Annotated in this window: 14 protein-coding genes and 1 tRNA gene; 7 read left to right on the forward strand and 8 right to left on the reverse strand. The window is 45.5% G+C overall.

Translation table 11 applies throughout. The features are described 5' to 3' along the window. Positions 1-206 precede the first annotated feature (206 nt). The 6 genes from QUB30_RS22625 to QUB30_RS22650 all read right to left on the reverse strand — a co-directional run bounded on the left by QUB30_RS22625 (position 207) and on the right by QUB30_RS22650 (position 8,169). Entirely contained in the window at positions 207-2,006 is a 1,800-nt protein-coding gene (locus QUB30_RS22625; protein WP_445300533.1) for an ABC transporter ATP-binding protein, read from the reverse strand. 144 nt (positions 2,007-2,150) lie between these two features. Beyond that, entirely contained in the window at positions 2,151-2,267 is a 117-nt protein-coding gene (locus QUB30_RS22630; RefSeq protein WP_333337948.1) for an RtcB family protein, read from the reverse strand. Continuing rightward, complete coding sequence (locus tag QUB30_RS22635; protein WP_333337800.1) at positions 2,221-3,618, reverse strand: RtcB family protein; 1,398 nt, start codon at positions 3,616-3,618, stop codon at positions 2,221-2,223. The genes QUB30_RS22630 and QUB30_RS22635 overlap by 47 nt, the downstream gene beginning before the upstream one ends. Positions 3,619-3,909: 291 nt before the next feature. Continuing rightward, positions 3,910-4,824, reverse strand: a complete 915-nt coding sequence (locus tag QUB30_RS22640) for a glycosyltransferase family A protein (RefSeq protein WP_333337803.1) — start codon at positions 4,822-4,824, stop codon at positions 3,910-3,912. A gap of 466 nt (positions 4,825-5,290) precedes the next feature. Then, entirely contained in the window at positions 5,291-7,126 is a 1,836-nt protein-coding gene (locus QUB30_RS22645; RefSeq protein ID WP_333337805.1) for an APC family permease, read from the reverse strand. Positions 7,127-7,329: 203 nt separating this feature from the next. Then, entirely contained in the window at positions 7,330-8,169 is an 840-nt protein-coding gene (locus QUB30_RS22650) for a prephenate/arogenate dehydrogenase (RefSeq protein ID WP_333337808.1), read from the reverse strand. Between the two features lie 38 nt (positions 8,170-8,207). On the opposite strand from QUB30_RS22650, the gene QUB30_RS22655 reads away from it, so the two are divergent. The 6 genes from QUB30_RS22655 (at position 8,208) to QUB30_RS22680 (ending at position 15,045) form a co-directional block, all read left to right on the forward strand. Then, positions 8,208-9,770: a pentapeptide repeat-containing protein gene (locus tag QUB30_RS22655; protein WP_333234568.1), complete on the forward strand. Its 1,563-nt coding sequence runs from the start codon at positions 8,208-8,210 to the stop codon at positions 9,768-9,770. Between the two features lie 96 nt (positions 9,771-9,866). Continuing rightward, the gene (locus QUB30_RS22660; protein WP_333337811.1) at positions 9,867-11,429 is read left to right on the forward strand and encodes a pentapeptide repeat-containing protein; all 1,563 of its coding nucleotides are present in this window, start codon (positions 9,867-9,869) and stop codon (positions 11,427-11,429) included. A gap of 80 nt (positions 11,430-11,509) precedes the next feature. Further along, complete coding sequence (locus QUB30_RS22665) at positions 11,510-13,039, forward strand: pentapeptide repeat-containing protein (protein ID WP_333337815.1); 1,530 nt, start codon at positions 11,510-11,512, stop codon at positions 13,037-13,039. A gap of 22 nt (positions 13,040-13,061) precedes the next feature. Beyond that, positions 13,062-14,570, forward strand: a complete 1,509-nt coding sequence (locus QUB30_RS22670) for a helicase C-terminal domain-containing protein (RefSeq protein ID WP_333337818.1) — start codon at positions 13,062-13,064, stop codon at positions 14,568-14,570. Positions 14,571-14,635: 65 nt separating this feature from the next. After that, on the forward strand, positions 14,636-14,848 hold the full coding sequence (locus QUB30_RS22675; protein ID WP_333337821.1) for a DUF2839 domain-containing protein: 213 nt from the start codon (positions 14,636-14,638) through the stop codon (positions 14,846-14,848). Positions 14,849-14,973: 125 nt separating this feature from the next. Next, a tRNA-Val gene (locus QUB30_RS22680) sits at positions 14,974-15,045 on the forward strand. Positions 15,046-15,115: 70 nt separating this feature from the next. On the opposite strand, the gene QUB30_RS22685 is transcribed toward QUB30_RS22680, so the two are convergent. After that, positions 15,116-17,245 carry a hypothetical protein gene (locus QUB30_RS22685; RefSeq protein WP_333337824.1) on the reverse strand — a complete coding sequence of 710 codons (2,130 nt, stop codon included), beginning with the start codon at positions 17,243-17,245 and terminating at the stop codon, positions 15,116-15,118. 122 nt (positions 17,246-17,367) lie between these two features. After that, on the reverse strand, positions 17,368-18,219 hold the full coding sequence (locus tag QUB30_RS22690) for a hypothetical protein (RefSeq protein ID WP_333337828.1): 852 nt from the start codon (positions 18,217-18,219) through the stop codon (positions 17,368-17,370). 457 nt (positions 18,220-18,676) lie between these two features. Between QUB30_RS22690 and QUB30_RS22695 the strand changes: the two genes are divergently transcribed. Next, complete coding sequence (locus QUB30_RS22695) at positions 18,677-19,627, forward strand: DNA polymerase beta superfamily protein (protein WP_333337830.1); 951 nt, start codon at positions 18,677-18,679, stop codon at positions 19,625-19,627. Positions 19,628-19,640: the final 13 nt, after the last annotated feature.

The raw sequence follows: 19,640 nt of genomic DNA on the forward strand, positions 1-19,640 counted from the left end.
CGCCTGCTTGGTGTCGCGATCGACTGACTGACGTAGCGATCTATCGCCTGACTCTTTTAAGATACAAGGGGCGGGTTTTACCAACAATCTACGTCTCAAATTAATTATCTCATAAAACCGCTCCACCCATATAGTTATGATGCTACCAGACATGATATTACCAATTACCAATTACCAATTCCCAATTACCCAAAACCGCTGCGTTTCTATCTTATACCAGATTGCACGCGCCAGAGCGCCGCATAAATTCCGTCCTGTTCGATCAGTTGTTCGTGCTGCCCCGATTCTACCACTAGCCCCTCTTCCATGACACAAATGCAATCGGCATTGCGGACAGTAGAAAGACGGTGGGCGATCGCAATTGTAGTGCGATTCTTGGTAATTCGTTCGAGCGATCGCTGAATTGCCGCCTCAGTCTCGTTATCCACCGCTGAAGTAGCTTCGTCAAGAATCAAAATCGGCGGATTCTTCAAAACAGCCCGTGCAATTGCAATTCGCTGCCGCTGCCCCCCCGACAATTTTTGACCGCGTTCCCCTACAATAGTGTTGTAACCGTCGGGCAATTGCGAAATAAACTCGTGAGCCTCCGCAATTTTAGCAGCATTTACTATCTCTCGATTGCTTGCCTCAAAACTGCCGTAAGCAATATTTTCTGCCACCGTACCGTGAAACAAAAACACATCTTGACTCACCAATCCGATCGCTCTGCGCAAATCTTTTAAATTCAGGTTATTTAATTCTATACCGTCGAGATAAATATTGCCGTACTGTACCTCGTACAGCCTCAAGATGAGTTTCACCAGCGTACTCTTTCCCGAACCAGTAGCGCCAACAATCGCAGTAGTTTTTCCGGCCGGCAGAGTCAGAGAAAAATACTGCAAAATCGGCTTTCTTTGATTGTAAGAAAAAGTAACATTTTTAAATTCTAGCTCACCCTTAATCGAACTAACCGGCCGCCGAATATCACCCGTGTGAATTGCGATCGGAGTATCCAACAAATTCATCACCCGATTAGTAGAAGCCATTGCGCGCTGGTATTGATCCAGAGTATTTCCCAGGCGAGTCAGCGGCCACAGCAACCGCTGGGTCAAAAACACCAAAACGCTGTAAGTTCCCACAGACAACCGGCCCGCCACAACCTCCAAACCGCCCAGAAATAGCGTTGCAATAAACCCCAAGAAAATCACCACCCGAATCAGCGGAATAAAAGCAGCCGAAAGTACGATCGCCCGTCGGTTGCTTTGGCGGTAAGCTTGGCTTTGTGTTTCGATGCGCTGAATTTCATAATCTTCGGAAGTAAAACTTTTAATAGTAGTAATTCCCATCAAATTATTCGACAGTTGCCCGTTCAGAAAACTCACCTTTTCCCGCACATCAGCATAGAGAGGAGCGAGGCGATTTTGAAAGGCGATCGAGCCCCAAATAATAAAAGGTATCGGCAGCATTGACAGCCCAGCAACGCCAGGAGATGCAGCAAAAAAAGCCGCGCCAATCACAACAACCGTTGTCATTACTTGAATTACCTCATTAGCGCCGTCGTCCAAAAAACGTTCTAGTTGATTGATATCATCATTGAGAATAGAAATCAAACCGCCCGTGCTGCGTTCTTCAAAATAAGCTAATTCTAATTCCTGCAAATGGCTGTAAGCTTCCAGACGCAAATCGTGTTCAATATCCTGAGCCAAATTGCGCCAAAAATAATCATAGGCATATTCAAAAAGAGATTCCAAAGTCCAAACAATCGCGCTCAAAAGAGTGATAATTGCCAGTTGCCAAAAGACATCTTTTATGCCCCACTGAGCGAGGATAGAATCTTGCTGTTTCACCACCACATCAACGGCAATACCGATTAATGCTGGTGGTGCTAAATCGAAGAATTTATTGAGCAGCGAACAGATACTTGCTAGCCAAGCTTTCAGGCGGTAGCGACGGCCGTACTTCAGCAGCCGCTGTAGGGGATGGACAGGTTTTGAGTGATGTGGTGACAATTGAGGATTGGGGGTAATTGGGCAATTTTTAGATTTTGCACTTACTCTCACAGCTTTAGAAACGGGCAAGATGCCGGTTCCACAACTAAGAAATTGTCTTTGATAACCGGCTTTCAGCCTGGTTTGGACACCAGTTATTGAAAACGGAGAAATAGCCCCAGGCTACGCTTTAAATGTTAACACTGGCTTCAGTTTAGCGACTACACCAACTATTTTCGCCTCAACCTGAACGTCAATTACTGGTTGAATTGGCTTGTAAGCCGTCGGTGCTTCTTCGATTCTGCGTTCTTCGTTCGCGCAAGGTAATGCAATCTACGTCGGTTAATCCCAAAGCGGAGTCAGTTTTGTCAACAACTTTGCGACTCATATCGAAGCGCGATCGCGCCCTTCCTGCACCGTGAGAAGCCGATCGCAAAAATCGATCGTTCCCTGTCCCAACCAGCAAATAAGAGGCCGCGCCCATCGAACCCGGTACAATTACAGGCTGGCCCGAATGTGCGGGACAAGCACCTTTGCGAGTCACCCAGCCGGCACCTTCAGCTAAGGTAATATTGTGAGGGACATCGTATACTAAGGGAGCTTCGACATCACCGAAAACTTGCCGCAAACGCAACCGCAGAAATTCTGCTAGCAGCAAACGGTTGATAAAACCGTAGTTAGCGGCTGTTGCTTCCCCTTGCAGGTAGCTGCTTACAAGTTCGGGATTGGCTGCGACAGACAGCGGAAAAAGCCTGGATTCAGGATGTTTCAGAGTTTTCGGCCAGGCCTGGCAAGCTCGATCGCGCCACATTCCGCCGATGTATTTGCCGACATTCCGCGAACCCGAGTGAATCATGAAAGCGATTTGTCCCGATCGAACTCCCCAAGTATAAGCCGTAGCTCTATCGATAACTTCCTCAACCACTTGAATTTCCACAAAGTGATTGCCGCCGCCGATAGTACCTAAGCCGCCATCCCTGACTAAGCCGTCGTTTGGGACTAATTCTGCAGGGGCCCATTCGACATCGCCATTCATGGAACCGCCGAGGAAAGTGCGATTGCACTCTGTCGCCAACTGCTCGAAATCCGAATTAGCCGCACTGCCGGTTGGCTTGTCCCGCAAAGCATCCAGCCATCCGGGAATCCCGTGTTGGAACATCGCGCGAGCAGTTTTTGCAGTCATGCTGACATCGCGAGTACCGAAGAAATAATCGCCTTTGAGCAATTCTACAAATCGATCGCGCTGACTGAGGAATTGTTCGATCGACAAATCCGCAACGTGTAACCGCATCCCGCAGTTAATATCGGAACCGACAGCCGCCGGAATCACCATTCCTGCTGTTTCTACAATAGAGCCGATCGCCACCCCCGAATCCCCCGGATGGAAATCTGGAGTAGCGCAAGCGCGGCAAACGCAGCCGCCTTGAGGGTGTCGAACATTCGCCAAATTTGCTAACTGTTTGAGCGCCTTTTCTTCCACAGGAAAATCCTCTGGGAGCAAAACTTCTGCTGTTGGAGCACCGGCATCTTGCCAGTGTTCATTCAAAGAACTATTGAGACAAATCGAGTAGACTTTATTGTCGTAACTAACATCAAGACCTTGCCGAGACAAAGCTCGCAAAAGCCTGTTCAAGTTTTTTGGCTGCTGCATAAATAGTCTGTTGCGGGTTGCAGTACAACCGCCACAAATGGAAGAGATGTTGTAGTTAGTAAAAGAATTTGGTTCAGCAGCCGCAATCTTTATATATAGAAGTTGAAGGCAACTTCTCGACTCACTACAAGTATGACATCTCATTTTTTCCGGGTCAATTTACTCACATTCTCTGCCATAGCGAGGGAGCCAAGATTTGTGAACCTCTTCCCTGTTCTGCTGTTTTTCTGCGCTGTCAGCGCCGATAAAAGCTAGTTTCCTTCCTTTTATTGTTAAATATAAATGAGCTGACTAAGGGTTGGGCTCAGTTTTCCCAAAAACCAGACTTTTTTTCAATTCCCGCCAATAACCCCCAACTTTTGTTTCTCCCAAAGCCATGCGCATTTTCTGAATCATGCTGCTTCTTACAGGTGGCTTTCCGTAGTAAAGAAATTGACTGATGTCTTTAGCAAGGCCCGCATTCATGAAAGTTTTAACATCTTCGCGAGCCAAATATTTCTCCCGAACCTCCTGCAAATATTCGTCTTGAGCATTCGTGTGAAATACCGTCCAGCTCTGGTCTTCAACCTTACACAAAGTATATTGGTTGTGAGCCTCCATATATGCGCTAAATGCTTCTTCCAGCAAAAACCTGCCAAACTGGTGTGTTCCTTCAAATCTTGAAGCAATATATTCACCCGCATATTCTTGCATGACTGCAACGAAGGTACTGTGCTTCATCAAAGAAAAATTGATCGTGCAGGCTTGAATGAAGTACCACCCAGCCCAAGCGTCGAGATGTGGGAACGTTCTGTTAAAAGCTCCGCCGACTGCAAAAATTTCATCTCGTTCGAGATAATCGATCGCTTCCTCTAACCAACCGTCGTGGCCTTCTCTGTAAGGTAACGTGTCAATTTTGAACCACAATACATACGGCTTGCTAGCGATTGCTCCCGCTGTATACTCCTGAATAAAACATCTCTCTTTGTCATTGTCTTGATGGTGCGATGCAATGATTTGGAGCTTATCAATTAAACCCTCCTGATACAGTTCCCAATAAACTTTTTGAGTGTCGCTATCGCTGCCACCGTCAACAACAATAACTTCCCCTGGTTTGCCGCCTAAAAACTTAAACCAATCCAGGAGAATCTCTCTATAGGCTAACCCATTGCCAAAATTGGCTGAGACCATCGACACTTCACTGAGTTTGCTTAATTGATCGCTCATAATTTATTTTTTCAAAGAATAGAGCTTTTGCTTGTCCTTTACAAGTTAGTAAAATTTTAGATGATTGTCAATTTTAAATAACATCATTACCGTAAAAATACTGACATCTTTACTGTGTGTTTGATTATATTTGTAACAGCAAAAGTCCTGGACGCACTCCTGCTCTGATAAACGGGGTTTTTTAACCTAGGACTAAGGTCAAAAAACCCGGTTTCTTCCGCGCCGATGAGCTAGTCGGTGGACTTGTAGAGTGAATACCTCACTTACGCACCGAAACTTAAAAAACCGCGTTTTTTAACAGAGATCCCTCGCGCTACACGGAGAATTGTGGGGTCAAAGAACCCGGTTTCTACAATAAATCTTAGGTTGAGCAACAAAACCTCCAGAAACAAACCAGGTTGCTGCGCAAGTCCTCAATAAGTTTGTTTGACAGGCGAAAAATGGCAAACTTTTAACTAGAGATTGCTTAAAGATAATATCTAACCGTTGTTACAACCCGACTTCTTTTCGCCCGCAAAGCAGCTTTCAAAAAGAAAGCAGTTTGATTGTGCAGCAGTCCCTCCCACCAATTCCGCGTCACAAAAGCCGGAATAATCAGGGTCAAGAACACTCCAGGCCGCTGCTCTTCAAACAAAGTCAAAAAGTGTGTCAAAGCCGAACCAACAGAACGGTAAGGCGAGTCCAGAATTTCCAAAGGAATATCAGATTGCAAATCTTGCCAAGCCGCTTGTAATTTTGCTCGATCGGTCAAACCAATATCCACGTGAACTGCCACAACTTCATCAGCAATTAAACGAGCGTAATCTAGAGCCTCGAAAGTTCCTCGGTGCAACTGCCCGACTAACACCACTGCCGGATGTGTCACCGTCTTAACTCTAGGTCTGCGAAGATAAGACCTCGGTTCTATTCCCTGAATGCTCAACCGAGCCGCGACATACCGATAGTGTCGGTGAATCGCTAAAAATAGACTGACTGCGATCGGAATAGTTACTACGACAACCCAAGCTCCCAAAAGGAATTTTGTAGCGAGAATTACAGCTAAAACTCCTGTTGTTGCCACTGCACCAATACCGTTCATCGCAGCACTAACTTGCCAACCTTTACCTCGTTCCTTAAACCAGTGAATTACCATTCCCGATTGGGAGAGAGTAAAAGAAGTGAAAACTCCAACCGCATACAGGGGAAGCACCGCGCTCGTATTGCCTCGAAAGAGGATAATTAAAAATGCAGCGCAGAGACTGAGCAGATTAATGCCATTAGAATAAACCAGGCGATCGCCCAACAGCGACAACTGCCTCGGCAAAAACCCGTCCCGCGCCAAAAAATAACAAAGTCGCGGAAAATCCGCATAACTCGTATTCGCAGCCAACAGCAAAATTAACAGAGTTGCTGCCTGCAAATAGTAATAAAATATACCGACACCAAAAATCTGTTTTCCCAACACAGAAAGGAGCGTTTCATGTTCTGTAGGAATCACCTGATAAATATGAGCCAAGTAACTAATTCCCAAAAACATCGCTCCCAGAATTCCCCCCATATAGCTCAAAGTCAGGCGCGCATTCTTCCATTCAGGAGGCTTAAAAGCCAACACCCCGTCTGATATGGCTTCAACTCCAGTCAGGGCTGTACAGCCCGCCGCAAAGGCCCGCGCCAGCAGAAATAATCCCAAAGGTTCCTGAGCTGGAATATTTTGTAATGTCGGCATAACCTGACCTGTTGCCTGTTGGAATAAACCGCAGCCAATCAAAACAAAAATCCCAACGAGAAACCCATAGGTGGGAACCATAAATATATTGCCAGATTCCCGCAATCCCCTGAGATTGGCAAACATGATTAGGACAATAAAAACTAAGCACAGTTCAACTGTGTAGGGGTGCAGCGAGGGAACTGCTGAAGTCAAGGCTGCCACCCCAGCCGAAATACTTACTGTGACGGTGAGGATGTAATCAATCATCAGCGAAGCTGCTGCGATCAAACCAGGATAAATACCTAAATTTTCTCGCGCCACAATGTAAGCGCCACCGCCGTTAGGGTACGCTTTAATTGTCTGTCGGTAAGACAGCGCAACGATCGCCAACAGTAAAATAATAATTGCAGAAATAGGCAGCGATAAGCTCAAACTGCTACTGCCCGCTAGTAATAGCACCAGCAGAGTTTCTTGAGTAGCGTAGGCAACAGACGAAAGTGCATCGGACGCCAGAACAGCTAGTCCTGTAGGGTTGCTCAGGCGTTCATGAATAGATGCGCTAGTGGGGAGAGATTCACCCAGTAAAAATCGCTTGAGTCGAGAATAAGTGTACATTGAAACTCAATATATAGGCGTCCACAAATCATAATCGAGACGGGGACAGTTTTAACTGAGATCTTGCACCATTCTCGCTTAACAGGCTTTCGGGCCAGTTCCGCGAAGAGTGAGTTTGATTGTGGGTCGTTGCTCTTCTAGCGGGCCCCACAATCAAACCTATTGAAAAGGGTGCAATATCTCAGTTTTAAGTAATTTTTGGCTCACAAGTTGTAATTGTGTCTCGCTTGTTGAGTCAGCTTCAGCTTGTGTTCGAGAGCTTGCCAATTTTGGGCTTCGATATCGCTGATGAACTCGTCGAGACTGTCGCGGTAAATAGAGAGCGATCGCAACAATTCCTCTCGATTGTACTTTGCCACCATCACTCCCAGCTCGGGATTGCCGCCCCCAACCCGGCTCGTATCCCGAAAACCCGAACTCGCCAAATGTTGGGCTAAATTAACAATATGCCGATCGCCCTCTCGATCGCAGGCAGCAACCAGCGTCGCGCTCGCCATTAGCGGCAAATGAGAAATCCAAGCCACAGCTCGATCGTGCTCGATCGGGCCACATCGGTAAACTTTAGCACCCAGCAACCGCGCAATTTCCTCAACCTGATCCACCGCACGCGGCGGCGTCTCGGCAGTCGGCGTCACCACGTAAGGCCGGCCCACAAACAAATCGGGCACCGCCGCCTCGATTCCGCTTTCAGCAGTCCCCGCCATCGGGTGTCCCCCCACAAAGTTCGGCCACAGAGAAGATACAGCCTGCACTATAGGTGTTTTTACGGAACCGACATCGGTTACAATAGTATCCCGGGAAAGATAGGGCACCAACTCTCGGACGATCGGCTCGATCGAGCCCAGCGGCGTGCAAATAAAAACCACATCGGCTGCTGCCATTAGAGACAGGTGTATGCTGGCTTCATTGACAACACCGCGAGCTTGCGCCCGAGAGCAAGTCTGCTGCCGACTCGAAACCCCAAAAACATTAAACCCGCGCAATCGCAAATCCAGCCCGATCGAGCCGCCAATTAAACCCAGTCCTACAATACCGATATTCATAGCAATAAAATGGGGATATTTGATACGGTGCCGCCCCCATGACAGTCGAGGAACTCCTAAAACAATATGCCGCCGGAGAAAGAAACTTTGCCGGAATCAACCTGACTGAGGCCAACCTCAGCGGCGTCAACTTGAGCGGAGCCAACCTCAAGGGTGCGAATCTGAGTGTAGCAAACCTCAGCGGAGCCAACCTCAGCAAAACCAACCTCACAGGTGCCAAACTCAACATCGCCAGACTCAGCGGCGCCCATCTAGGCGGCGCCGACCTCACCGACGCCGACCTCAACGTCGCCTACCTAGTCCGAGTTGACCTCAAAAAAGCCATACTCGTAGGAGCCAAACTGATCAGAGCCGAGTTAATTCGAGCCGAACTCAGCGGCGCTAACCTCAGCGGAGCAAACCTCAGCGGTGCCACCCTCACCGAAGCCACCCTCCGAGGAGCTAACCTCAGCGGAGCCAATCTTCGAGGCGCTCACCTCAGCGGCGCGTCCTTGACAGAAGCCAACCTCGAACAAGCAAACCTGCAAGGTGCCGACCTCAGCCGAGCCGACCTCAGCGGCGCAGACCTGCGAGGCACAGAACTGCGACAAGCCAACCTCACTCAAGCCGTACTCAGCGGAGCCGACCTCAGCGGCGTCAATTTGCGCTGGGCCATCCTCAGCGGCTGCAACCTGCGCTGGGCCGACCTCAGCGAAGCCAAATTGAGCGGGGCCGACCTCAGCCGAGCCGACCTCTGCCACGCCAACTTGCTCAATGCCAGTTTAGTTCACGCCGACCTGTCAAATGCCTATCTCATCCGCGCCGACTGGATTGGAGCCGACTTAACCGGAGCCACCTTAACCGGAGCCAAACTCCACGCAGTCTCGCGGCTCGGCATCAAAACCGAAGGCATGACCTGCAAGTGGGTCGATCTCAGCCCCAACGGCGACCACAGCCAAATTTACTGGTTGAACTCTGGAGGAACCCACGACTTTTTTCACGAAACCTTGCCCACTGTTCGGATTGTGATTGACTCCCCCTTAGACCAAGGCGCTCATTTTGCCCTAGCTGCAACTTATTACCAAATTGCCCAACAATACCCGAGTTTAAGTCAGCCGCCCACGATCGAAGTCAGCTCCAGGCGCACCGTACTCGCCTTTAAAATGGACAGCGACGATAAATTATTTGCCACCGCTTACGTTGCGATCATTCCTTTTAATGACGCCGCCACAACTCAAAAAAACCTGATTGCTTTGATGAAAATGATTCAATCTCACGATGCAGGCAAACTTAACGTCAAAGAATCCAAACACGTCCAGTTATGCAGCAAAGCTCTCAACCAAGCTATTAGCAAGGTAGACCAAATCAAAATTTCCAGCTCTTTTCCAAAAATCGGCGAAAGCATCAATTTTTTTCAAATTCCTACACAGATGATCTTAATTAATTCCCGCGACCAAAGACTCAGCGTATATCACCACCCAGCCTTCGGCAAGCGCCTGATTAAAAAATACGATCCGAACAACTCAAGCCCAGGCAAGTTAGCCGAAAGCACAAAATTGGGTCAAGCTAATATCACTAGCATTTTGGATTTTATAAAAGGCTTCCACAATATAGATGTCTAAGCATATTGCATCTAGTTACAAAAAATGCTTATTCTATTTTAAAGGTTGGCATAACAAAGCTTTGTTCTAGCTAACACATCAGGGAAAGTCAAAAGCATGGACGCCGAAGAACTCATCGCCAAATATACAGCAGGAGAAAGAGACTTTACTGCCATCCTCCTTTGCGAGGCAAATCTCAGCAGGATCGATCTCAGCGGGGCTAATTTCAGCGAGGCAATCTTGAGCCTCACCAACATGAGCGGCAGCAATTTGTCAAACGCCAACATGAGAAAAGCCAAACTCAATGTTGCCAGACTCAGCGGTACCAATCTGCACAAAGCCAACCTCAGCGGCGCTATCCTCAACGTAGCTAACTTGATTCGAGCCGACCTCAGCGAAGCCAAACTCGTCGAAGCTACCCTGATCAGATCCGAACTGATTCGAGCCAACCTCAGCGGTGCAAATTTGAGCGGTGCAAACCTCAGCGAAGCAGATTTGAGAGAAGCAACCCTCAGAGAAGCCAATCTAGAGCAAGCTGACCTCAGCGGGGCTCACCTGAGAGGCGCTTGTCTGACAGTGGCCAACTTGGAACGGGCCAACTTGCACAGAGCCGACCTCAGCAGGGCAGACTTGCGAGGAGTCAACCTCTGCAATGCCGAACTCAGACAAGCTAATCTTTCTCAGGCAAACCTCAGCGGGGCAGACTTGCGAGGGGCTAATCTCCGGTGGGCTGACCTCAGCGGGGCGAACCTGACGGGCGCTGACCTCGACGAAGCGAGATTGAGCGGGGCCAACTTGTACGGGGCAAATTTGAACAATGTCAACCTGTTGAACGCTACTCTGGTACACGCGGATTTGACTCAAGCGAATTTGATTCATGCTGATTGGGTGGGCGCAGATTTGACAGGGGCGGCCCTGACGGGGGCAAAAATTTACGCCGTGTCCAGGTTCGATCTCAAAGCAGATGACATTACCTGCGATTGGGTTGACCTCAGTCCTAACGGCGATCGCAGCCACATTCAGCGCTTTACCCCAGAAGAATCTCAAAGGTTTTTCAATGCTACACCGCCGACAGTTCAAATTATTGTCGATCGACCCCTAGACCCCGACGCTAACTTTATCCTCGCGGCTACCTACCGCCAAATTGCCCGTCAATACTCGGGTTTGAGCAATCCTCCCAGCATAGAAGTTAATTCGCGACGCACAATCATCTCATTTAGAATAGACCAGGACGACCAACTATTTCTCACAGCTTTCGTGGCCATTATTCCCTTTAGCGACGCGGCATTTACTCAGAAAAATCTCATTACTCTGATCAAGATGATTCAACCCCAAAGCGGTAATAGCCTGGGCGTCAGAGTCTCTAATCTGGTAGTGCAATTGAACGTGACCCTGACCAAAACAATTAGAAAAATAGGCGAAATGAAAATTCAGCCTGTTCGCCTCGATCGCGAATCGGTATCGAGTTTTTTTCAATCGCCTACCCAAACTGTACTGGCTAACTCCAGCGGCGACAGTTTGATGGTTCATTATCACCCAGACTTTGGCAGAAACTTGACAAATTTGCCAGGAGTCACCAAAACCTCGATCGGTCCTGCAATTAAAGCCCAAAGATTCACAACCCCGCCGCTAAATACGGTGGTTGAGTTTGTCAAAAGCTTTTATCAGCTCGGCGAGTAAATACTATAAATTAATTTGAGATAATTTCAATTCATGCCATATAAAAACTAGCCGATTGCCCTTTCAGTCAGGTAAAAGAAATGGAAGCTGAAGAACTTCTCAAAAGATTTGCACTCGTCAAAAGATACACAGAAGGCGACAGAGATTTCACAGGAATCAACTTGAATGAAGCTAATCTCAGCCGCATCAACCTCAGCGAATCAATTTTAAGGCGCGCTAGCTTATTTGTCACCAACATCAGTGGCGCTAACTTGAGCGAAGCTAACTTGAGCGAAGCTAACCTGAATGTGGCTAGACTCAGCAGCACCAATCTCTCGCGGGCAATATTAAACGGGGCTACTCTCAACGTAGCAAACTTAGTGAGAGCCGATTTAAGTGCAGCTCAATTAATCGGAGCATCTCTGATTAGAAGCGAATTAGTCCGCTGCAAACTCAGCAAAACTAACTTCAGCGGTGCAAACCTGACTGAAGCAGATTTAAGAGAGGTAAAACTGACGCAAGCTAACCTGTGCGGTGCTAATCTTTCCGGTGCAAATCTCAGAGGTGCTTCGGCTGCTTCAGCTAACTTTCAAGAAGCTAACTTGCACGGCACCGATCTGACTAAAGCAGAGCTCAATGGGGTCAATTTTAGCAATGCAGATTTGACACAAGCTTCTTTGCAACAAGTGAATCTCAGCAGTGCCAATTTGAGCGGAGCTAACCTCCAATGGGCGGATTTGACGGGAGCTAACCTCAACGGTGCCGATTTGAGCGATGCTAAATTGAGCGGAGCCAACCTCAACGGAGCAGATTTAAGCAATACTAATTTAGCCAATGCTAGTTTGGTTCACGCTGATTTGACAGAAACTAATTTTATTGAGGCAGATTGGGTGGGCGCTGATTTAAGGGGGGCTACTTTAACAGGAGCAAAACTCTATTTGGTTCCCAGGTTTGGCATCATTGCAGATGATATTACTTGCCAGTGGATTGACCTCAGCCCCACCGGCGATCGCACTCAGATTAAACAATTTAATTCGCCCTCAGAAGCGAGAAAATTTTTAAATCACACGCCGGGGTTAGTACGAATTGTGGTTGACGCACTTTTAGACTACTCAGCAAACAGCACTTTAGCAACAGCTTACAGCGAAATAGCTCAGCATTACCCAGCAATGAGCTGTCCTCCCAATATTGAAGTGGGCTACCGCCGGACAACTCTCACTTTTAGATTTGATAGCGATGAACATTTATTGCCAGCAGCGTTTTTAGCGATTCTTCCTTTTAAGGATGCTGTACAAACTCAAAAAAATATTGTGGCGCTAGGCAAAACTATCGAAAGTCAAAATTTGGATAAAAAACGAATAGTGCAATTGGAGCGAGCATTGAGTGCAGCTACAAATAAGTTAGATGAGTTGAGAAATTTGCTATCAAATAAATCAATTATTAGTCAGGAAACATTTTTTTTTGAGTCCCCTACCCAAACTATTTTAATTAGTTCTGGGGAGAAGAGTTTGACCGTGCAGTGTCACCAGAATTTTGGTCGGCGAGGTGGAAATAATCATGAGAGTAAATTCCTGTTGCCCGTGGGTAAAAAATTAGTTGATTTTCTGGCAAGTTTTGATTATCTTGATTGATAAATCCCAAGTGTAAAACCGATTGATTGAGGTAGAAGTCCACAACTCATTGCTCCGCTTCCTGCGATCGAACTCCGAGCCGCACTGGCCCCACCATTTAACGATGGCGCGGCTCGTGGCGCGGGCATTGCGCTTGGGGCGCAGCGCTCTGATCCAAACGGGGCTTCCCGCTGGAGCTTACCGACAGCGGTATCGAGTCAGCTATTTGATGCCGATTTTGATGTGGCCGGAACCTGTGATTTTAGTCGCGCCGAAACCGCTGCTGGAACATTTGCAGGCGGTGGAAATTCCGCGCTTGCAAGAGTGGCTGGAAACAGAGGGGTCGATCGAGACTTATTCGGATCGTGCCACTGGACGAGGATTGATGCTAGCAGATCCGCAGTCTTGGCTGGCGGCTCGCTTGGCGGGGAATTCGCAACTGCACAGGAATATTCCGACAATTATCGACGGTGTGGATGACTTGGAAGTTTGGACGCGCCAGCAATTGACGGCGGGTTTGCAACCGGCTGATTGGAATGATTTAATGCAATCTCAGCCTTTGGAAGCCGATGCCATCCTCCAAGGGCGGGTAATGCTAACGCGGGCTTTCTTTAAGCATCCGGCGAAACCAGAGGAGTGCTATTTGCTGGAAACGGCAGAGCAAAATATTTTGCAGGGGCTGTTTGAAAAAATCGAGCCAAACCCCCTAATTCCGGCTGCTTGGAGCAATTTTTGGCAGCGGTGGGAAACAAACGGAAAACTGCGGTGGGCGGAAATTCATCGGGAGGCTGGGTCATTTTCTCTGTACTGCGCGCCGGTGCAGGTGGCTGAGGTTTTGAGCAAAATTTGGGACGATCAGCCGGTGGTGTTGATTGGCGGGGCGGTGGATGTGGAACCGAAGGCTCCGATTTTCCGGCAAATGCTGGGACTGCCAGAATTGACGAGCGTTAAGTTTTCGCCCGATCGACAAAGCGAATTAATTCAACTGTACATTCCCAACTGGCTGCCGCTGCCGAATACGCCGGAATTTCAGGGAGTTTTAATTGAAGAAATTCGGACTTTGCTGTTTATGAGCGCGTCGGTGGCGGGTTTAACGGTGCTGATTGTTGGTGATGTACCGCTGAAGGCTCGGCTGGCGGCGATTTTGGCTGCTGAGTTCGGTTCTCGGGTGCAGGTTGAAAAGACTGATGTGGGGGAGAATGCGATTTTGGTGACGGGGTGGGAGTTTTGGCGGGAACATCAGGGGGAATTGAGGGCGCCTCACTTGCTGGCGATCGCAACTTTGCCGCTACCTTCTTTGGAGAATCCTTTGGTGACGGCGCGTGTGGCTTATTATAAGGAACGGCGCAAGGATTGGTTTCGGTTGTATTTGCTGCCGGCGGCGTTGAATGAGTTGCAACGGGCGATCGCGCCGGTGCGAGAACGTCAAGGGGTGGTGGCGATTTTTGACAGCAGGGTGATTCACCGCAGTTATGGACAGCAGGTTTTAGCGGCTTTGAGTCCTTTTGCGAGGATTGATTATTTGGATACGACTTGGCTGACGCAGGCTTGAGATGACCTGTTGGCGTATAATTTGTTTAGGTATCCAGTTGAAATCTAATTTAGTAGACAAAGATTATGGGTGAAGCTAAGCGTCGCAAAGAGTCGATCGGCGACGAATACGGTAAAGAAGAACGCATCGTTCCCTGGCTGCCAATCACGAAAACCCAAAGCGAAGATTTTGTGAAGTGGACAAGTCGCGGAAGCTGGATCGGGATTGGCCTTTTGGCGGCTTGGTGGATTGTAGTGCGGTTTGTCGGCCCAGCGGCGGGTTGGTGGCAGGTTAACTGATGCCAGACTCGACAAATGCCTGTATTCTTGGCATTGTGTCGAGTTTAACTCGGAAACAAGCTGCTGAATTTTTAGGAAAAATTTAGTTGCAAATTTGGACTTAGTATGGTACAGTAATTATCTGCGGGCAATTAGCACAGTGGTAGCGCACTTCCTTCACACGGAAGGGGTCACAGGTTCAAATCCTGTATTGCCCATTAAATTTATTCTATTAATAGTTCTGGCTCATTTAACCTAAGTCTAGCTTACTGATTTATTATTATTAATTTAGTGAAGTAGCTTCTTTGCAGTAGCATACTCAAAGTAAAAATTAAGGGAAGTTGTAGATATATACTTAGTTTGGTCTAATAGTTTTTTGATTGATTTTTTCTCACTCAAATCATCTATTAGGATTAAAAATTGCGGAAGGCTAAGAAACCAACAGTCATAGAAGGGAAACTGTTCTTGTCTTGGATTTAAACTTTTAAGGTGTTCATGTTGTTTTAAAAACATAGGAAGCTTTTCATTAATTTTTGACCTATCAATAATTTCCTTAGCGGGTGAATCAAGTGCCTCAATACTACTTGTAGATAGCATTAGTTGTAGAAACTGATACAAGAAATTGCGAGCTTGAAATCCTCCAAAATCTAGTAGAGTAAGCGTAACTCTTTCAATAGAACGTCTATTAAGCTCTAATCTATATTTATTATTTGGCTCATTGTTCGGTGTAAGTTCTAAATATCCTTCTGAGCGTATTATAATTTCGTGCCATCCAAGTTGAATCTGAGAATCTAGAAGGCTACCGGCCAAATCAGCAAATATAGTAGCATCACATCCACCTTTAGCTTTATTTGTTAATGGTTTCTTCTTGATTTCGATAAAGATGATGGTATCATCAGACTCAATAATAATATCGCATTCTCCCTGTTGCTTAGATGTTTGATATTTACGGCTATCTACGGAATAATCGCCATAACTATACTTAATTTTTAGAGTTTGTAATTGCTCTTTGACAAATCTTTCAAGATAGTCTCCCATCTTGTCGTGGATTTGAGGTGGTATTTTTATGTTCTTTAATGTATCTACAAGAGCTTCATAAAAAGCTGGAGAACACCAAGATCGATCCATCAATACATATTTACCTCTATCTAGTTTTAGCAAAGGCTTCAAGAAAAAAGTGTATTTTTTATCTCTAAAGTCAGTGGGTATTTTATATTCTGAATTAGCTTGATTATGAGAATGGCAATAAATATCTAAAATTTTTTCAATTACTGTAGTATCTAAATCAGGTAATTGATCTTTAACTTGTTCCTTAGTAAATATAATTGGAGATAATTTATCAACATCTATGTTAAGTATTGCTTCAGCCACTAAAATTGCTTGTTCAGGAATCCATCCTAACTGTACTTGAATTTTATTAATATCATCTACATTAATTAAACTAAATAAACCTCTCAAAATTCTTGGTACATCTGAGGGACGTAGTTGATTTAAGCAAAATATACTGTCATATACAGCGATTTCCTGCAAAAATTCTGATAAGTTGTCTAAGGTTTTAAAGTATAGTTGGAAAGAGTTATATGGTTGAACATCCAAAACAGATGTAAAACTTGTGGCTAATTTTACCATCCGTTCCCAATTTTCTTTTGGATTGGGTGATAAAATAGGAGATTTTTCCAAGTGTTTTACACATAAATTCAAAAGATAACCTATAGGTATCTCAGGTTGGGTGTTTTTATTAAGCCCCTCAAGTCTACGCACTAAATGATATCTTTCTTGTTCTGGATCGTACAAGTTTTGTATTAGAGAAAATAAACGTCTTGCAATTTCCAGCCCACCCATTAATTGAATATCACATTCAATAGAGCGTGCAACTTTTTCTTGTTCTGATTCCTCAATACAAATTTTGCCATCTTTCACTTCTAACTTATAACCATAATTTCTCAAAACCTTAGCTGAAGAAGCAACCGAAAACTGTCTTGGAAACAGTTTTTTAAAATATTCAATATCTAAAACATAATTTTTTCCGCATATAGTATTGTCATCCTTGACGTTACGAATAGCCATACGCCACTCTTCTTCAGACTCTAAAGGTAAAATTTTATCTTCCATGTTTATCACCTCTAAAATCCTATTTAAAATACTTAAATATGGCTGTAAAGGCTGATCGTCTAGAATAGAGCGTATAATTACTTGATCCCTTAATCCCCAAAGATATATTGCTTTTAAATTTCCTGGAATCAAATGTATTTTAATTTGCTCGCCCAGATGACTTATTATTTGATATTGTGATAAAGAAGTAGTATAGGGAATTCTATAATGGTTATATAAAAATTCAAGCTCTATATCATTATCGTTGAAACTTATACTAGATTCTGTGGTGTCCACTAAATCTTTAAATTTTTGTTCTGATAACATTTTCAGGTCTACGTTAATACTATTTGGATATTTTGCCGTTTCTCATACACATCAGATTACGCTCTAACGCCAGCAATTGCCAGTCCGTCACCGCTTCTCAATTGTGAGTTGTCGCTACTTTCCTACCATAAATCCCCGAAAATCGAATTGTTTACAGCTAATTCATAATCTAATACTGATTCCCCATTGTTCAGTTCAACTTGTCCTCCAATCCAGATTTGATCGATACTTTCAGGTACATCGATAGTTTGTATAATCTGAATTAAACTTTTAATTGAAAAAGTTAAGACATTTGTATGTAACTCCAAAATTAAAATCTTGATACAATCACGATACTTATCAAACTTAGGAGCCGCACGTTTTATGAGTTTAGCTACTTGCGATTTTATTTGGGGGGATAAATCTCTTATTTCTTGTTCGCTATAGAACTTAAATTGGTTTTTCAGACTACAACAAATACCCGACTCAATAGGGGCATCCTCTCGGTCTATCTCTGGTATTCTAAAGAAGCTCCATGACGGTGATTCATCCGTGGCAATTCCTTCTGAATTCTTAATCCATGCTTCATGCTCAATAACTGAGCTTGCTATTTCATTTGCCAACCTAATCACTTCTCTCTTATTAGTTGGCATATCTACATTATTAATCTCAAGCACATAAACATCGTCGGAAAAAGTGCTTATTACTTGATTTTTAAATGTCTTGGTAAACTCATGCCAAAGTTGGTGATGTCTGATATGGTCTGAATTCCATGAGAACGCCTTACGCTCAATTACCATCCGTGCATCGCCATCACGAAGTAGAATCTCCGGTTCTGGAGTTGTACGATTATCGTTTTCAGGAAAGGATTCTAGGATGTAATGTGTAGTATGAATGGAGTTATAAATATCTACAAAGTCTTTAAGATTCAACCACTCATTTTCATTGCTTGGGGGGAGACATCCAAAGGGGTATAACCAATCAATTTCATCCATGTATCAGCCTCTGTGTTCTTCTATACTTTAAGAGTGAGAGCCGGGAGAGTTGGTAGACGTTTCCAATGTTGGGTGCTTTATATAAGAAAAGTAGTATACCGTATTGATTCCAATTACCTTAAAATTAAACGCCTTGCGAATATTCGACTTCGACAACTGCACGTTTTTTCTACGTAACTCTTGCCTCAGTGTACCCTCTAACATCACCAATTGCAAGTCCGTCACCGCTTGCCCGTTGCTAATCGTGGCAATTGTCGGGTGAGTCTCAACAATCTCCAACACCTTCCCCTCAAAGCGCTGGCGGTATTCCTCGTTGATCGTGAATTAGACACTGTTCCACAAGGCCAAAATTGCCGTAGCACGGGCGAGGGCGGGACGCGATCGCCCTAAACACCAGGTTTGTACTACATATATGCTACACTAACATTGTAACTCGTGCCCCGCAGGAGGTTTCCTCATGGCAAATGCCAATATTTCCCAAAATTTCAACTTAATCCTACCCGCAGGAACCCAAATTGTCACCAAAATCGAGGTCAAAAACCCCGCCAGTGACCAATCTTGGAAACCGGGATTAGTAGGCGTCATCGTTCAATCGCCTACGGACAATTCCCACGCATATTTAGTCAAACTCCCAGACGGAACAGAAGTTAGTCTGCGGCGACACGAACTCAGTATCCGCAAGCAGTTTCAGAGCGAGGGATTGCAGTCAGGAGGAGATTTTCTTGCAGAATACAATCTCTATGATTCTGTAATTTACCGCTGCATTGTTGGTTCGAGAGCGTATGGTCTTGATAACGAGCAATCCGATACAGACAGACGCGGGATTTACCTGCCGCCCGCAATCCTTCATTGGTCGCTTTACGGCATTCCAGAACAATTGGAAAACAAGGAAAATCAGGAATGCTATTGGGAACTGCAAAAGTTTTTAATCTTGGCACTAAAAGCTAATCCAAATGTGCTAGAATGTTTGTACACGCCTTTGGTAGAAACGGTTTCTCCTGTCGCACAAGAATTGCTCGAAATTAGGGAAATCTTTCTTTCTCAATTGGTTTATCAAACTTACAATAGCTACGTTTTGTCTCAATTTAAAAAAATGGAGCAAGACCTCCGCAATACTGGGGAAATTCGTTGGAAGCACGCGATGCACTTAATTCGCTTGTTGCTGTCAGGAATTACGGTGCTCAAGGAGGGGTTTGTGCCTGTTCGGGTGCAGGATTATCGATCGCAACTTTTATCTATCCGCAACCAAGAAGTATCCTGGGATGAGGTGAATCGCTGGCGGTTGAGTTTGCACGGTGAGTTCGATCGCGCTTTTGCTGCAACTAAGTTGCCAGAACGTCCTAATTACGAGAAAGCGAATCTGTTTTTGATTAAATCTCGTAGAGGTGCGATCGAAATCGGATCTTGAAATCGCTTCTTGT

The organism is Microcoleus sp. BROC3 (assembly GCF_036702515.1).
GTDB lineage: Bacteria > Cyanobacteriota > Cyanobacteriia > Cyanobacteriales > Microcoleaceae > Microcoleus.

Bases quoted from the DNA above. Each gene is read 5' to 3' on its own strand.
- QUB30_RS22675 (WP_333337821.1), top strand. From the start codon at position 14,636: ATGGGTGAAGCTAAGCGTCGCAAAGAGTCGATCGGCGACGAATACGGT.
- QUB30_RS22640 (WP_333337803.1), bottom strand. From the start codon at position 4,824: ATGAGCGATCAATTAAGCAAACTCAGTGAAGTGTCGATGGTCTCAGCC.
- QUB30_RS22635 (WP_333337800.1), bottom strand. From the start codon at position 3,618: ATGCAGCAGCCAAAAAACTTGAACAGGCTTTTGCGAGCTTTGTCTCGG.
- QUB30_RS22650 (WP_333337808.1), bottom strand. From the start codon at position 8,169: ATGAATATCGGTATTGTAGGACTGGGTTTAATTGGCGGCTCGATCGGG.
- QUB30_RS22690 (WP_333337828.1), bottom strand. From the start codon at position 18,219: ATGGATGAAATTGATTGGTTATACCCCTTTGGATGTCTCCCCCCAAGC.
- QUB30_RS22655 (WP_333234568.1), top strand. From the start codon at position 8,208: ATGACAGTCGAGGAACTCCTAAAACAATATGCCGCCGGAGAAAGAAAC.
- QUB30_RS22695 (WP_333337830.1), top strand. From the start codon at position 18,677: ATGGCAAATGCCAATATTTCCCAAAATTTCAACTTAATCCTACCCGCA.
- QUB30_RS22660 (WP_333337811.1), top strand. From the start codon at position 9,867: ATGGACGCCGAAGAACTCATCGCCAAATATACAGCAGGAGAAAGAGAC.
- QUB30_RS22665 (WP_333337815.1), top strand. From the start codon at position 11,510: ATGGAAGCTGAAGAACTTCTCAAAAGATTTGCACTCGTCAAAAGATAC.
- QUB30_RS22685 (WP_333337824.1), bottom strand. From the start codon at position 17,245: ATGTTATCAGAACAAAAATTTAAAGATTTAGTGGACACCACAGAATCT.
- QUB30_RS22645 (WP_333337805.1), bottom strand. From the start codon at position 7,126: ATGTACACTTATTCTCGACTCAAGCGATTTTTACTGGGTGAATCTCTC.